The sequence below is a fragment of the Citrobacter sp. FDAARGOS_156 genome (assembly GCF_001559235.2).
Lineage (GTDB): Bacteria > Pseudomonadota > Gammaproteobacteria > Enterobacterales > Enterobacteriaceae > Citrobacter > Citrobacter youngae.
Window position 1 is genome coordinate 2189073 of sequence record NZ_CP014030.2, and the last position, 13482, is coordinate 2202554.

The 13482-nt window shown below is 54.0% G+C and carries 16 protein-coding genes and 1 riboswitch; all 16 genes read left to right on the forward strand.

What is annotated here, in order from left to right:
* Positions 1–195: 195 nt before the first annotated feature.
* Positions 196–1107 (forward strand): transcriptional regulator PocR, encoded by a 912-nt coding sequence (gene pocR / locus AL515_RS10540; protein ID WP_048211991.1) that lies wholly within the window; start codon positions 196–198, stop codon positions 1105–1107.
* A gap of 332 nt (positions 1108–1439) precedes the next feature.
* Positions 1440–1614: riboswitch (cobalamin riboswitch) on the forward strand.
* Positions 1615–1702: 88 nt separating this feature from the next.
* Entirely contained in the window at positions 1703–3082 is a 1380-nt protein-coding gene (locus tag AL515_RS10545) for a cobyrinate a,c-diamide synthase (protein WP_061067714.1), read from the forward strand.
* Positions 3079–4038, forward strand: coding sequence for an adenosylcobinamide-phosphate synthase CbiB (gene cbiB / locus AL515_RS10550; protein WP_061067715.1), 960 nt, complete (start codon positions 3079–3081; stop codon positions 4036–4038). Before AL515_RS10545 ends, cbiB begins: the two co-directional genes overlap by 4 nt.
* A 10-nt stretch (positions 4039–4048) precedes the next feature.
* Positions 4049–4681, forward strand: coding sequence for a cobalt-precorrin-8 methylmutase (locus tag AL515_RS10555; RefSeq protein ID WP_061067716.1), 633 nt, complete (start codon positions 4049–4051; stop codon positions 4679–4681).
* The gene (cbiD, locus tag AL515_RS10560) at positions 4678–5817 is read left to right on the forward strand and encodes a cobalt-precorrin-5B (C(1))-methyltransferase CbiD (RefSeq protein WP_048211987.1); all 1140 of its coding nucleotides are present in this window, start codon (positions 4678–4680) and stop codon (positions 5815–5817) included. Before AL515_RS10555 ends, cbiD begins: the two co-directional genes overlap by 4 nt.
* On the forward strand, positions 5811–6416 hold the full coding sequence (locus tag AL515_RS10565) for a cobalt-precorrin-7 (C(5))-methyltransferase (protein ID WP_048211986.1): 606 nt from the start codon (positions 5811–5813) through the stop codon (positions 6414–6416). The genes cbiD and AL515_RS10565 overlap by 7 nt, the downstream gene beginning before the upstream one ends.
* Complete coding sequence (locus tag AL515_RS10570; RefSeq protein ID WP_048211985.1) at positions 6406–6975, forward strand: decarboxylating cobalt-precorrin-6B (C(15))-methyltransferase; 570 nt, start codon at positions 6406–6408, stop codon at positions 6973–6975. The genes AL515_RS10565 and AL515_RS10570 overlap by 11 nt, the downstream gene beginning before the upstream one ends.
* Positions 6968–7741 carry a cobalt-precorrin-4 methyltransferase gene (locus AL515_RS10575; RefSeq protein ID WP_005123046.1) on the forward strand — a complete coding sequence of 258 codons (774 nt, stop codon included), beginning with the start codon at positions 6968–6970 and terminating at the stop codon, positions 7739–7741. Before AL515_RS10570 ends, AL515_RS10575 begins: the two co-directional genes overlap by 8 nt.
* On the forward strand, positions 7722–8777 hold the full coding sequence (cbiG, locus tag AL515_RS10580; protein ID WP_061067717.1) for a cobalt-precorrin 5A hydrolase: 1056 nt from the start codon (positions 7722–7724) through the stop codon (positions 8775–8777). Before AL515_RS10575 ends, cbiG begins: the two co-directional genes overlap by 20 nt.
* Positions 8777–9502, forward strand: a complete 726-nt coding sequence (locus AL515_RS10585) for a precorrin-3B C(17)-methyltransferase (protein WP_048211983.1) — start codon at positions 8777–8779, stop codon at positions 9500–9502. Before cbiG ends, AL515_RS10585 begins: the two co-directional genes overlap by 1 nt.
* On the forward strand, positions 9499–10284 hold the full coding sequence (locus AL515_RS10590) for a cobalt-precorrin-6A reductase (protein WP_061067718.1): 786 nt from the start codon (positions 9499–9501) through the stop codon (positions 10282–10284). Before AL515_RS10585 ends, AL515_RS10590 begins: the two co-directional genes overlap by 4 nt.
* A gap of 10 nt (positions 10285–10294) precedes the next feature.
* Positions 10295–11089, forward strand: a complete 795-nt coding sequence (cbiK, locus tag AL515_RS10595; RefSeq protein ID WP_048211981.1) for a sirohydrochlorin cobaltochelatase — start codon at positions 10295–10297, stop codon at positions 11087–11089.
* Positions 11086–11799 (forward strand): cobalt-factor II C(20)-methyltransferase, encoded by a 714-nt coding sequence (locus AL515_RS10600; RefSeq protein WP_005123035.1) that lies wholly within the window; start codon positions 11086–11088, stop codon positions 11797–11799. The genes cbiK and AL515_RS10600 overlap by 4 nt, the downstream gene beginning before the upstream one ends.
* Entirely contained in the window at positions 11796–12533 is a 738-nt protein-coding gene (gene cbiM, locus AL515_RS10605; RefSeq protein WP_048211980.1) for a cobalt ECF transporter S component CbiM, read from the forward strand. The genes AL515_RS10600 and cbiM overlap by 4 nt, the downstream gene beginning before the upstream one ends.
* Before the next feature lie 2 nt (positions 12534–12535).
* Positions 12536–12817, forward strand: coding sequence for an energy-coupling factor ABC transporter substrate-binding protein (locus AL515_RS10610; RefSeq protein WP_003030289.1), 282 nt, complete (start codon positions 12536–12538; stop codon positions 12815–12817).
* Complete coding sequence (locus AL515_RS10615; RefSeq protein ID WP_061067719.1) at positions 12804–13481, forward strand: energy-coupling factor ABC transporter transmembrane protein; 678 nt, start codon at positions 12804–12806, stop codon at positions 13479–13481. Before AL515_RS10610 ends, AL515_RS10615 begins: the two co-directional genes overlap by 14 nt.
* The last annotated feature ends 1 nt before the right edge of the window (position 13482 follow it).

Consider the following 13482-nt stretch of genomic DNA (forward strand, 5'->3'; position numbering starts at 1 on the left):
GAAAATGTTTATTTTTGAAATGTAATAACTGTTTTCGTGATCAGGTTTCCTGAACCGCTTAAAAAGTCTCCCAAGAATGGGAGACTTTTGTTATGTTCGAATACGCCTTTTATCATTGCTCTGGATAGCGAGATGAAAAGCAGATGTAAATAATGTGTTTTATTTATAACAATAAATTAACTGAGAGGTTTTATCATGATTTCTGCGAGTGCCCTGAACTCAGAACTCATTAATAAAATCGCACAGGATTTTGCGCAGGCCACCAGTCTGGCTGTTGTGGTTGTCAATATTCACGGTGATGAAATTTCTGAGCTTTTTAATTTCACTCCTTTTTGCCAGTTGATGCGCCAGCATCCTCAGCATAGTACACGATGTCGTATGAGCGATCGCTGTGGGGGACTGGAAGCTTCAAAATCCGATCAACCCTGCATTTATCGCTGCCATGCCGGACTTACCGACTTCTCCATTCCGCTGGTCATTGCGGGACATCTGGTCGGGTTTGTCTTATGTGGCCAGGTGCGCCTAAGCAATGACGTGGGGCTGGTGGATATTCTGAACGTGGACGACCGTTGGCAAGCCGATCCCGAACTGGTGAGTGAATTTCGTAATGTACCGGAAATGGACTATTCGCGGGTTATTGCTTCCGCGGATTTGCTAAAGCTCATTGTAGAAAACTGTCTTAAAAAACAACTGAATTTCGTCGTAATCAAAGACAATCCGCAGCAGTCAGAACCGGTACGCGCTAACCGCAGTACCAATCCGCATGACAGTAAAATGAAGAAAGCCTTGCGCTATATTGATGCGCATTTATCAGACGAGCTGCGTCTGGAAGATGTTGCCTCTCACGTTTATCTCAGTCCTTACTATTTCAGCAAATTGTTCAAAAAATATCAGGGGATAGGGTTTAACGCATGGGTAAATCAACAGCGAATGGCGAGTGCCAAAGAGTTGCTTTGTCATAGCGACTGGAGCATCGCCAGTATTGCGCGAAATTTAGGCTTTTCACAAACCAGTTATTTTTGCAAAGTATTCCGTCAAACGTACCAGGTTACGCCGCAGGCTTTCCGTCAGCAAATAAATGTCACCTCATCTGAAGAGACAGCTTAAATAGCAATAATTTGCTATTGCCGATTTTTGATATCGTACGCTATGTCAGTCATTATAAAATGAAAAATAACTACAGCAGTCAATAAATTGTCATAGCGCAACAAAATAATAGTATTTGAGGGATAAACTGCACCAGTTTTTATTTTTGTGATGAGATACAGTGTCTGTGTGAAAGACTTTCTTTATTCTTTAATGACGCTTTCATTCAAAAAATGAACATATGAATAAACGGGTTGAGGCCATAACATTGGTTGAATGTACCCGGCAAGATATTAAATTGAATTATTGTCATGAGGTCGTGAATTTGCCTCAAGACACAGAGCCAAATTAAATCGGCTCTTGAACTGACAGGTTTGCCACATTTGTGGTAGGGAAGGGGGTGAGAATCCCCCGCAGCCCCCGCTGCTGTGATGCTGACGACCCCGTATAGACCACTGATCGCAAGATTGGGAAGGACGGGCGAGGACGACGCTAAGCCAGAAGACCTGCCTGTCGGTGACTACCAACAACTTCGGTGGGAAGTGGGTTGCGCAGATGCATACAGTCGAGAGACTGGGTATCTATACACCCCTACCACCCTGAACAGGATCAGGGTATGGCGGCCAGTTTTCACGCATTTGTTCTTGCAGGTACCGGTAGCGGCTGTGGCAAAACCACGGTGACGCTGGGCCTGTTGAGCCTGATGAAAAAGCGCGGTTTACGCGTCCAGCCATGCAAAGTCGGTCCTGATTACCTTGATACTGGCTGGCACACCGCGGTGTGCGGCACGGCTTCCCGTAATCTTGATAGCTTCATGCTACCCACCTCTACACTGAATGCCTTATTTTGCGAGCAGATGCAGCACGCGGATATTGCCGTTATCGAAGGCGTTATGGGGTTATATGACGGCTATGGTACAGACCCTGATTACTGCAGTACTGCGGCGATGGCGAAACAGTTAGGTTGCCCGGTCATCTTGCTGGTTGATGGTAAGGCGGTTTCCACTTCGATAGCCGCCACGGTGATGGGATTCCAGCATTTTGATCCCAGTCTGAACATTGCAGGCGTGATTGTTAATCGGGTCAACAGCGAAACACATTACCAGCTACTCAAAGTTGCCATTGAGCGTTACTGCTCCGTGCCTGTATTAGGCTACGTTCCCCGCATGGAGGGCGTCGCGCTTCCTGAACGTCATCTGGGTTTAGTTACCGCTCGTGAGTCAGTTATCAACCAGCAGCCGTGGCAGGATTTTGCCGCGACGCTGGAACAGACGCTGGATATCGACGCGTTGTTGGCATTAAGCCAGTTAAACACCCTTCCTGTTGGCGAATGGCCCGCGCTACCGGCAGCAGACGCAGGGGTAGGGCTAACGCTGGCCATTGCTGATGACGAGGCGTTCAACTTTTATTATCCGGATAACATTACATTACTGGCGCGTACGGGCCTCAATATTGTTCGTTTTAGCCCGCTGCATGATACCTGTTTACCAGACTGTCAGATGATTTGGTTAGGCGGCGGATATCCGGAACTGCATGCTGCGGCCCTGGCCCGTAATGTCACCATGCTGGAGCAACTGCGAGCGGCGCATCAGCGTGGCGTCGCTATTTATGCAGAGTGCGGAGGGTTGATGTATCTCGGTAGCTCGCTGGAGGACAGCAACGGCGATTGCTGGCTAATGGCGGATATCATTCCTGGGCACAGCAAAATGGGCAAACGGCTGACCCGGTTTGGCTACTGCGAGGCACAAGCCACACAGCAAACATTGCTGGCAACGGCCGGTGAAGTCCTGCGCGGGCATGAATTCCACTATTCCGACTTTACCCCTGAAACCCCGGCGGTGATGAATTGCCGCAAGGTGCGTGATGGCAAAACGCTGCAAGCCTGGTCCGGCGGCTGGCAGGTCGGAAACACCTTCGCCAGTTATCTGCACGTTCATTTTGCTCAACGTCCGCAGATGCTTAGCCACTGGCTGACAGCCGCGAGGAGCGCGCTATGACGATCCTTGCGTGGTGCGTTGCCTGGCTGCTGGATTTTATCATTGGTGATCCGCAGAACTGGCCGCATCCGGTGCGCTGGATCGGCAACCTTATCTCCGCAATCCAGCGCGTCATTCGGCGTTATTGCCATAGTGATAGCACGCTGAGAATCGGCGGTGCCGTGATGTGGCTCGTGGTGGTTGGTGTGACATGGGGCGTTTCCTGGGGGGTGTTGACACTGGCGAATTCCATTCACCCGTGGCTGGGATGGGGCGTAGAGGTGTGGATGATCTTTACCGTGCTGGCGGGGCGTTGTCTGGCAAATGCTGCGCTGGATGTAGAGCGTCCATTGCGTGCCAATAATCTTGCCGAAAGCCGGGAAAAACTCTCCTGGATTGTGGGACGTGATACCTCACAGCTGCAACCAAAACAGATCAACCGCGCCGTGGTGGAAACCGTGGCGGAAAACACCGTTGACGGCATCATCGCGCCGTTGTTCTTCCTCTTACTGGGCGGTGCGCCGCTGGCGATGGCCTACAAAGCGGTGAATACCCTCGATTCAATGGTGGGGTACAAACATGAAAAGTACCGTGCTATCGGCATGGTCAGCGCCCGTCTGGACGATGTCGCTAACTTTATTCCGGCAAGACTGAGCTGGCTGTTGCTGGGTGTGGCGGCGTTTTTATGCCGCCAGGACGGCGTACGCGCTTTGCAGCTTGGCTGGCGTGATCGCTACAACCATAGCAGTCCAAACTGCGCATGGTCGGAAGCTGCTGTGGCCGGCGCATTAGGTATTCGCCTGGGAGGGCCCAATGACTACTTCGGCGAGCGCGTTGAAAAACCGTGGATTGGCGATCAACAACGAGACATTTCTGTAGACGACATTTCCCAAACGATTCGATTGATGTGGGTAGCATCGACCCTGGCACTGGCGCTTTTTATTGCGCTGCGCTGGCTGTGGCTCGGTGTCGCCTGAGGACAACAAAATGCACTATATCCAGCAGCCTCAAGCAATTGAGGCCAAAAGTTTCGACATCATTGGCGAGATTATCAGTGAAACCCGCCCGGACTATCAGTTTGCCAGTCCGTTGCATGAAGCCATCATCAAGCGGGTGATCCACACCACCGCGGATTTCGACTGGCTGGACATTCTGTGGTTTTCCAGCGATGTGCTGGAACAGTTTTGCGCTGCATTGAGTCGTCCGAGCGTGATTTATACCGATACCACGATGGCGCTTTCCGGGATCAACAAAAACCTGCTGGCAAAATTCGGTGGCGAATGCCGCTGTTACATCAGCGACCCACGTGTGGTGCGGGCAGCAAAAGAACAGGGGATCACTCGTTCAATGGCTGCAGTCGACATTGCCGTGAAGGAAGAGGGCGAAAAACTGTTTGTCTTTGGCAATGCGCCAACCGCGTTGTTCCGACTGCTGGAACATGATGCACCTGTCAGCGGTGTGGTTGGCGTACCGGTAGGATTTGTTGGCGCGGCGGAGTCGAAGGACGCACTGACACAAAGTCATCTGCCCGCCATTGTCGCATTAGGTCGCAAAGGTGGCAGTAACGTCGCCGCCGCTATCGTCAACGCCATGCTTTATCACATGCAGGGGGTGCGATGAGCGACCAGTCCTTCGACACGCCAGTGTGGCACAACGGTAAAGCGCTGCGTAAAGGATACACCACGGGATCGTGTGCGACGGCGGCGGCAAAAGTCGCTGCGTTGATGGTGCTGCGCCAGCATCTGATCCATCAGGTTTCCATTGTGACGCCTTCCGGGGTGACGTTATGCCTGAACGTGGAGTCACCGCATATCGAAGGGCAGCAGGCGATTGCCGCCATCCGCAAAGATGGTGGCGATGATGTGGACGCCACGCATGGGATGCTGATCTTTGCCCGCGTGACGTTAGACGATAGCAAAGAGATCGTCTTACAGGGCGGTGAAGGTGTCGGTACGGTGACCCGTAAAGGGATTGGTTTGCCGGTGGGCAGTTCGGCGATTAACCGGACACCTCGTCAGACCATTGAGTCCGCAGTACGTGAAGCGATTGGACCAAATCGCGGGGCAAAAATTGAGATTTTTGCGCCTGAAGGTGAAGAACGGGCGCAAAAAACCTACAACTCGCGGCTGGGGATTCTGGGCGGTATTTCGATCATTGGTACCACGGGCATTGTTACGCCGATGTCAGAAGAGAGCTGGAAACGTTCGCTATCGCTGGAGCTGGAGATCAAACGCGCGGCAGGGCTGGATCGCGTAGTACTGGTACCGGGTAATCACGGCGAACGTTTTGTGCGTGAGCAAATGGGGATCGACACACAGGTTGTGGTCACTATGAGCAACTTTGTCGGTTACATGATTGAAGAAGCGGTACGCCTGGGATTCCGCCAGATCGTGCTGGTCGGCCACCCCGGCAAACTTATCAAAATCGCGGCAGGGATCTTCCATACCCACAGTCATATCGCTGATGCCCGCATGGAAACGCTGGTGGCTCACCTCGCATTACTTGGCGCGCCGTTGGAACTACTGACGCTGGTCAGCGACTGCGATACCACCGAGGCGGCGATGGAACACATCGAAGCGTATGGTTTCCAGCACATTTATGACCATCTGGCCAGGCGCATCTGTATGCGCGTCCTGCAAACGTTGCGTTTTACCAAAAATCCCCCGACCTGCGACGCCATCATGTTCTCTTTTGATAACCAGGTGCTGGGGAGCAATCGCCCGATCGCCGAGATCGCTGAGGAGATGCAATGTTAACCGTTGTAGGGATGGGGCCCGCAGGGTTGCATTTGATGACGCCGGTGGCGCGCGATGCGGTTGCAATGGCCGATGTGCTGATCGGTGGCAAGCGACATCTGCAGCAGTTCCCGGATTTTGCCGGTGAGCGGTTTGCTCTTGGCGCCAATATTCCGGAGCTATTGAACTGGATAGGCGAACATCAGGCGCAAAACGTGGTGGTGCTGGCATCCGGCGACCCGCTGTTCTACGGCATTGGCACGCGGATGGTGGCGCATTTTGGTATTGAAAATGTGCGCATTATTCCCGGCATTAGCGCGGTGCAGTATCTGTGTGCGCAAGCTGGTATTGATATGAACGACATGTGGCTCACCAGTAGCCATGGTCGCAGTGTCTGTTTTGATGAACTGGCGCGACATAACAAGGTTGCGATGGTGACCGACGCGCTGTGTGGTCCGCGTGAAATTGCACAGCAGTTGGTTGCCAGAGGCAAAGGACATCGCTGGATGGTGATTGGCGAAAACCTGGCGATGGACAATGAGCGTATCCACTGCCTGCCTGTGAGCAAAATTACAGCCGACTATGACATGAATGCAGTGGTGATACTCGATGAAAGATGAGCTTTTTCTACGTGGAGAGAAAGTGCCGATGACCAAAGAAGCGGTACGCGCACTTGCCCTCTCAAAACTTGAATTACACCGCGCCAGTCACCTGATTGATATTGGTGCCGGAACCGGCAGCGTGTCGATAGAAGCCGCGCTGCAATACCCAGGATTACGCGTGACGGCAATTGAGCGTAATCCGGATGCGCTCAGGCTGCTGGACGAAAACCGTCAGCATTTTGCCTGCGCAAATATCGACATTTTTCCAGGTATCGCGCCGATGACTATCGCGGAAAAAGCCGATGCCATTTTTATGGGCGGCAGCGGCGGCCATCTGACCGAACTGATTGACTGGTCAATGCGTCAATTGCATCCCGCAGGGCGGTTGGTGATGACATTTATCCTTCAGGAAAACCTCAACACCGCGCTGGCTCATCTGGACCGTCCTGGCGTACAGGGTGTGGATTGCCTGCAACTGCAGGTTTCCTCACTTACCACGCTGGGTAGTGGTCACTATTTCAAACCGAATAACCCCGTATTTGTTATCGCCTGTCAGAAGGAAGGAACCCATGTCTGAGATTTTTGATCCCCGTAGTGTGTGGTTTGTTGGCGCAGGTCCTGGCGATCGCGAGCTGATTACCCTCAAAGGGTACCGGTTGCTCCAGCAGGCACAGGTAGTTATCTATGCCGGATCGCTGATTAACACTGAATTACTGGAATATTGCCCGGCCGGAGCGGAATGTCATGACAGCGCCGAACTGCATCTGGAGCAGATCCTTGATCTGATGGAAGCGGGTGTGAAAGCCGGTAAAACCGTCGTGCGTTTGCAAACCGGTGATGTTTCCTTATATGGCTCCGTGCGTGAGCAAGGCGAAGAGTTGACTAAACGCGGGATCGACTGGCAGGTGGTGCCTGGCGTTAGCGCATTCCTGGGCGCGGCTGCGGAGTTGGGCGTCGAGTATACCGTACCGGAAGTTTCGCAGAGTTTGATCATTACCCGTCTGGAAGGTCGCACGCCGGTACCGGAACGTGAACAACTGGAGTCGTTTGCCAGTCACCAGACATCGATGGCGATTTATCTTTCCGTCCAACGTATCCACCGGGTTGCTGAGCGTCTGATTGAAGGCGGTTACCCGGCGGCCACGCCAGTGGCGGTGATCTACAAGGCAACCTGGCCGGAAAGTCAGACCGTGCGCGGTACCCTGGCAGATATTGGCGACAAAGTTCGCGACGCAGGGATCCGTAAAACGGCGCTCATTCTGGTCGGTAATTTCCTGGGCTCGGAGTATCACTACTCCAAACTCTATGCGGCGGATTTTAGCCATGAATACCGTAAAGCCTGAATCACTTGCGCTATTTTGCCTGACCCCCGGCGGCGTTGTGCTTGCTAAACGTCTGGCGGCGATGCTGCCGGTAACCTGTTTTACCAGTGAAAAGCTGCTGGAGGAGGGGTTTATTCCCTTCGAAAACGGCTTTGCTAATACCGCCCGCGAAGCGTTTGCGAATTACTCGGCGCTGATTTTTATCGGGGCGACCGGCATTGCGGTGCGCGTGCTGGCCCCGCTGGTCAACGACAAATTTTGCGATCCGGCAGTGGTGGTCATTGATGAACGTGCCCAGCATGTCATTAGCCTGCTCTCCGGTCATGCGGGAGGAGCTAATGCTCTGGCGCGTTATCTGGCGGGGATGCTGGGGGCCGACCCGGTCATTACCACCGCGACGGATGTTAACGATATGGCGGCGCTGGACACGCTGGCGTTTCAGTTAAATGCCCGTATGAATGATTTCCGCTCGGCGGTCAAAATTGTTAACCAGATGCTGGTCAGCAACAAACGGGTTGGTCTGTGGTGGGACGACGAACTGGCACAGGACGTCAGCCATTGCGACCGCCGTGGATTTATCACGGTGACCGACCTCAATCAGCTTCCTGAACTGGATGCGCTGATTTGTATTACCTTGCGCAACAATCTGCCTGAGCTGCCAGTTGTGCACTGGAAGCTGGTACCGCAGCGAGTGGTTGCCGGAATTGGCTGTCGTCGGGATACGCCGTTTCCACTGTTAGCAGCGCTACTGGCACGTCAACTCGAAGCACAGCGCTTCGACCCGCTGGCGTTAAAAGCCATTGGCAGCATCACGCTGAAAAAAGACGAACAAGGGCTTATCCAGTTGGCCTCCTGTTGCCGCGTGCCTTTCGAAACCTTTACCGCTGACGCGCTGCGTGAGCATGAACACCGTTTTCCGGCCTCATCGTTTGTTCGCAAAACGGTGGGTACAGGAAGCGTTTCCGGTCCTGCAGCCTGGCTGCTGAGCCACGGACAACTGTTAGGCGAGACCCTGCGAGAACAGGGCGTCACGATCACTTTGGGAGTTTCACACTGATGTTAAGCGTAATTGGAATTGGCCCTGGCTCGCAGGCAATGATGACCATGGAAGCCGTTGAAGCATTGCAGGCAGCGGAAATCATCGTGGGTTATAAAACCTACACCCATCTGGTAAAAGCGTTCACAGGCGACAAGCAGGTGATCAAAACCGGGATGTGCAAAGAGATTGAACGCTGTCAGGCAGCGATCGAACTGGCGCAGGCGGGTCACAACGTGGCGTTGATCAGCAGCGGTGACGCTGGGATTTACGGTATGGCCGGGCTGGTGCTCGAACTGGTCAGCAAGCAAAAGCTGGACGTTGAGGTCCGGTTGATACCTGGCATGACCGCAAGTATTGCCGCCGCTTCTTTGCTGGGTGCGCCGCTAATGCACGACTTCTGCCACATCAGCTTAAGCGATCTGTTAACGCCATGGCCGGTTATCGAAAAACGCATTATTGCTGCCGGTGAAGCTGACTTCGTTATCTGTTTCTACAACCCACGCAGCCGGGGTCGCGAAGGACATCTGGCGCGCGCATTTGAGCTGTTATCTGCCAGCAAGAGCGCACAAACGCCGGTTGGTATTGTGAAGTCAGCCGGACGTAAAAAGCAGGAAAAATGGCTGACCACGCTCGGTGATATGGATTTTGAACCGGTGGATATGACCAGTCTGGTGATCGTGGGCAATAAAACAACCTATGTACAGGACGGCCTGATGATCACGCCACGAGGTTATGTGCTGTGAATTATGGTGATGTGCTGGTCATGGGCGGCACCAGCGACGCGCGCATGCTGTGCCAGCAACTGGATGCGGCAAACGTGGCCTACACCCTGTCAGTTGCGACCCCGACGGGAAAGCAGCTGGCGGGAGACATCAAAGGTCAGGTGCGCTGCGGGCGTCTGGAACGTGAGCAAATGATTGCCTGGCTTCAGGAAAATCGGACGCGCTGGGTGATCGATGCCTCGCATCCTTACGCCGAGGTAGTGAGCCGCAACATCATGAATGCCTGCGAAGCGGCGGGCGTACTGCTGAGTCGCTATCAGCGCCCTGAACAGTTAAGCGGTTTAACCCACCCGCACCTGTATACCGTACAGAGCATTCAGCAAGCCAGCGAGGTTGCGCGGCGCTTCGGTGACCGCGTGCTGCTGACGACCGGCAGTAAAGATCTGGCCACCTGGCGCGAAGAGTTGCCTGAAAAAACGTTGCTGGCGCGCGTCCTGCCTGTACCCGAAGTCATTCAGCAATGCGCGGACCTGGGATTTGGCGTCGGTGAGATCTTTGCGCTGTGCGGACCGTTTAGCGCCGAGTTCAACGCTGCGTTTTATCGCCAGTGTCAGGCTGATGTGGTGATCACTAAGGCATCAGGCGCGGAAGGGGGTTATCAGGAAAAAGTGCAACCCTGTCTGGATGCCGGTATCCCCTGCATCGTGATTACACGCCCGGCACCGTTGGTGACGGGAGAAGAATTACTGGGAAGTCAGGCTGCCTTTGCGGCGCGTTTAACGCGCTGGCTGGCCGCGGCTTAAGGAGTTAGAGATGAAAAAGGCGCTTCTGGTGGTCAGCTTTGGCACCAGCTATCACGACACCTGCGAGAAGAATATTGTGGCCTGTGAGCGCGATCTTGCAGCCAGTTGCCCTGACCGCGACCTGTTCCGGGCGTTTACCTCAGGGATGATTATCCGCAAGCTCAAGCAGCGTGACGGCATTGAAATCGACACGCCGCTGCAGGCGCTGCAAAAGCTGGCGGAGCAGGGGTATCAGGATGTCGCGATTCAGTCGCTGCACATCATCAACGGCGACGAATACGAAAAAATTGTCCGCGAAGTACAAAGTATGCGCCCGCTGTTTTCTCGCCTGACGCTGGGTGTACCACTACTGAGCAGCGTTGAAGATTACGCACAGCTGATGCTGGCGCTGCAACAGCAGATGCCGGCGCTTGGCGAAAATGAAAAAGTGGTCTTTATGGGGCACGGGGCCAGCCATCACGCCTTTGCTGCCTATGCCTGTCTTGACCACATGATGACGGCGCAGCGCTTCCCGGCTCGCGTAGGTGCAGTGGAAAGCTACCCGGAAGTTGAGGTGCTGATCGAAAGCTTAGGTCAGGAAGGCGTGACGGCGGTTCATCTAATGCCGCTAATGCTGGTTGCAGGCGACCACGCTATCAATGATATGGCCTCCGATGAAGAGGATTCGTGGAAAACGTTGTTTAACGCAGCAGGCATTCCAGCTACGCCATGGCTCAGCGGTCTGGGTGAGAATCCGGCGGTTCGTGCCATGTTCGTCGCCCATTTACAGCAAGCGCTGAACGTAGCGTTGGAGGAAGCAGCATGAGTGGCAAATTGTATGCACTGAGCACCGGGCCTGGTGCTGCCGATCTGATAACCGTGCGCGCAGCACGCACGCTTGGGGCGCTGGATATTCTTTATGCGCCAGCCGGGCGTAAAGGTGGCGATAGTCTGGCGTTGTCGATTGTGCGGGAGTATATCGGTGAGCAGACCGAGGTTCGCTGCTGCCATTTCCCGATGAGTGCCGACAGTGCTGAAAAAGAGGCCGTCTGGGATGAGGTCGCTGCTGCGTTGGTACAGGAAGTGGAAGCGGGTAAACAGGTAGGTTTTATTACCCTCGGCGACGCCATGCTGTTCAGCACCTGGGTCTTTTTACTGCAGCGTATTGGTTCGCCTGACTGGTTAGAAATCGTCCCGGGCGTGACCTCTTTCGCTGCGATTGCCGCGCGTTCGAAAACTCCGCTCGCCATGGAGCAACAATCGCTGGCAGTGGTCTCCTGTACCGCGCCGGAAGCTGAAATTCAGCAGGCGTTAAAGCAGCATGACAGCCTGGTGCTGATGAAAGTGTACGGTCGTTTTGCGCGCATCAAAGCGCTGCTGCAACAAGAAGGCTTGTTGGACTGTGCACTGATGATGTCTGAAGCCACGCTGCCGGGCGAGCAGTGCTGGCGCCATCTCGACGAGGTGAGCGACGATCAGCCGCTGCCTTATTTCTCGACCATTCTGGTCAACAAACAGTGGGAGTATGCACAATGAAGCTTGAACAACAGCTAAAACAGCTGTCTTTCAGCGGGTTGGCAGCGGCGCTATTACTGATGATTGTTCCTGAGCAAGCGTTCGCGATGCACATTATGGAAGGCTTTTTGCCACCGATGTGGGCGCTGGCATGGTGGCTGCTGTTTTTACCCTGCCTGTGGTACGGGCTGGTGCGCCTGCGCCAAATCGTGCAGGAAGATAATCACCAGAAAGTTTTACTGGCACTGTGCGGCGCCTTTATTTTTGTGCTGTCGGCGCTGAAAATTCCTTCCGTTACCGGAAGTTGTTCACACCCTACCGGCGTAGGCCTGGCGGTTATCCTGTTTGGACCAGGCGTAGTGGCCATCCTCGGGGCAATCGTTTTGCTGTTCCAGGCTCTGCTGCTGGCGCACGGTGGTTTGACGACGCTTGGCGCTAACGGTATGTCGATGGCGGTAATCGGCCCGGTTGTTGGGTATATGGTGTGGAAGTTGGCCTGTCGCGCGGGGTTCCGCCGTGATGTTTGCGTCTTCTTGTGCGCGATGCTGGCGGATCTTGTTACCTATTTCGTCACCTCAGTGCAACTGGGCGTGGCGTTCCCGGATCCGTCTGCTGGCGCTACCGGTTCAATCATTAAGTTCATGGGAATTTTCTGTCTGACGCAGATCCCCATCGCGATTGCGGAAGGGTTACTCACCGTGCTGATTTACGATCAGCTAACCAAACGCCAGTTAATAACCGCACAAGGACATTAACGATGAAAAAGACGCTGATTATATTGGGCATGGTAGTGGCGCTGGTGATCCTGCCGTTCTTTATCAATCACGGTGGTGAATACGGCGGCTCGGACGGTGAGGCGGAGAGTCAGATTCAGGCTATTGCCCCGCATTATGAGCCGTGGTTCCAGCCGTTATATGAACCGGCAAGCGGTGAGATTGAAAGCCTGCTGTTTACGCTCCAGGGATCGCTGGGCGCAGCCGTAATTTTCTACATATTGGGTTATACCAAGGGCAGGCAACGTCGTGATGACCGGGCTTGACAGGCTTAGCTATCAAAGCCGCTGGTTTCATGTCTCACCGGTGCGGAAATTTCTGCTCTGGCTAATGATGATGATTCTGGCCTTTACTCTGCCCCCGCTGGGGCAGGGTATCGAGATGTTGCTGATAGCGGCGCTCAGTTGCTGGCTGCTGCGGGTTTCTTTCTGGCGCTGGTGTCGCTGGATGGCGTTACCGTTTGGATTTCTGACGATCGGCGTGGTGACCATCCTGTTTAGTTTTAGCCGCGATCCGCAGACTTTGCTGGCCAGCATTCCCGTTGGCAGCTACTGGTTGGGCGTTAGCGCCCCAGGACTTGTCACCGCAAATGAAACCTTCTGGCGCAGCCTGGCTGCACTGGCGGCAACGTTCTGGCTGGTGCTGAATTTACCGTTTCCGCAGTTAATTATCCTGCTCAAACGTGCACATGTCCCACGACTGATGACCGAGCTGATTCTGCTGACCTGGCGCTTTATTTTTATCCTGTTAGACGAGGCACTCGCCATTCATCGCGCACAAACGCTGCGTTTTGGTTATCGTAGCTTGCCATTAGGCTATCGCTCCCTGGCGATGCTGGTGGGATTATTGTTTACCCGCGTGTTGATCCGTTATCAGCAAATGACCACCACACTGGATATCAAACTGTATCAGGGTGATTTTCACCTGTAAG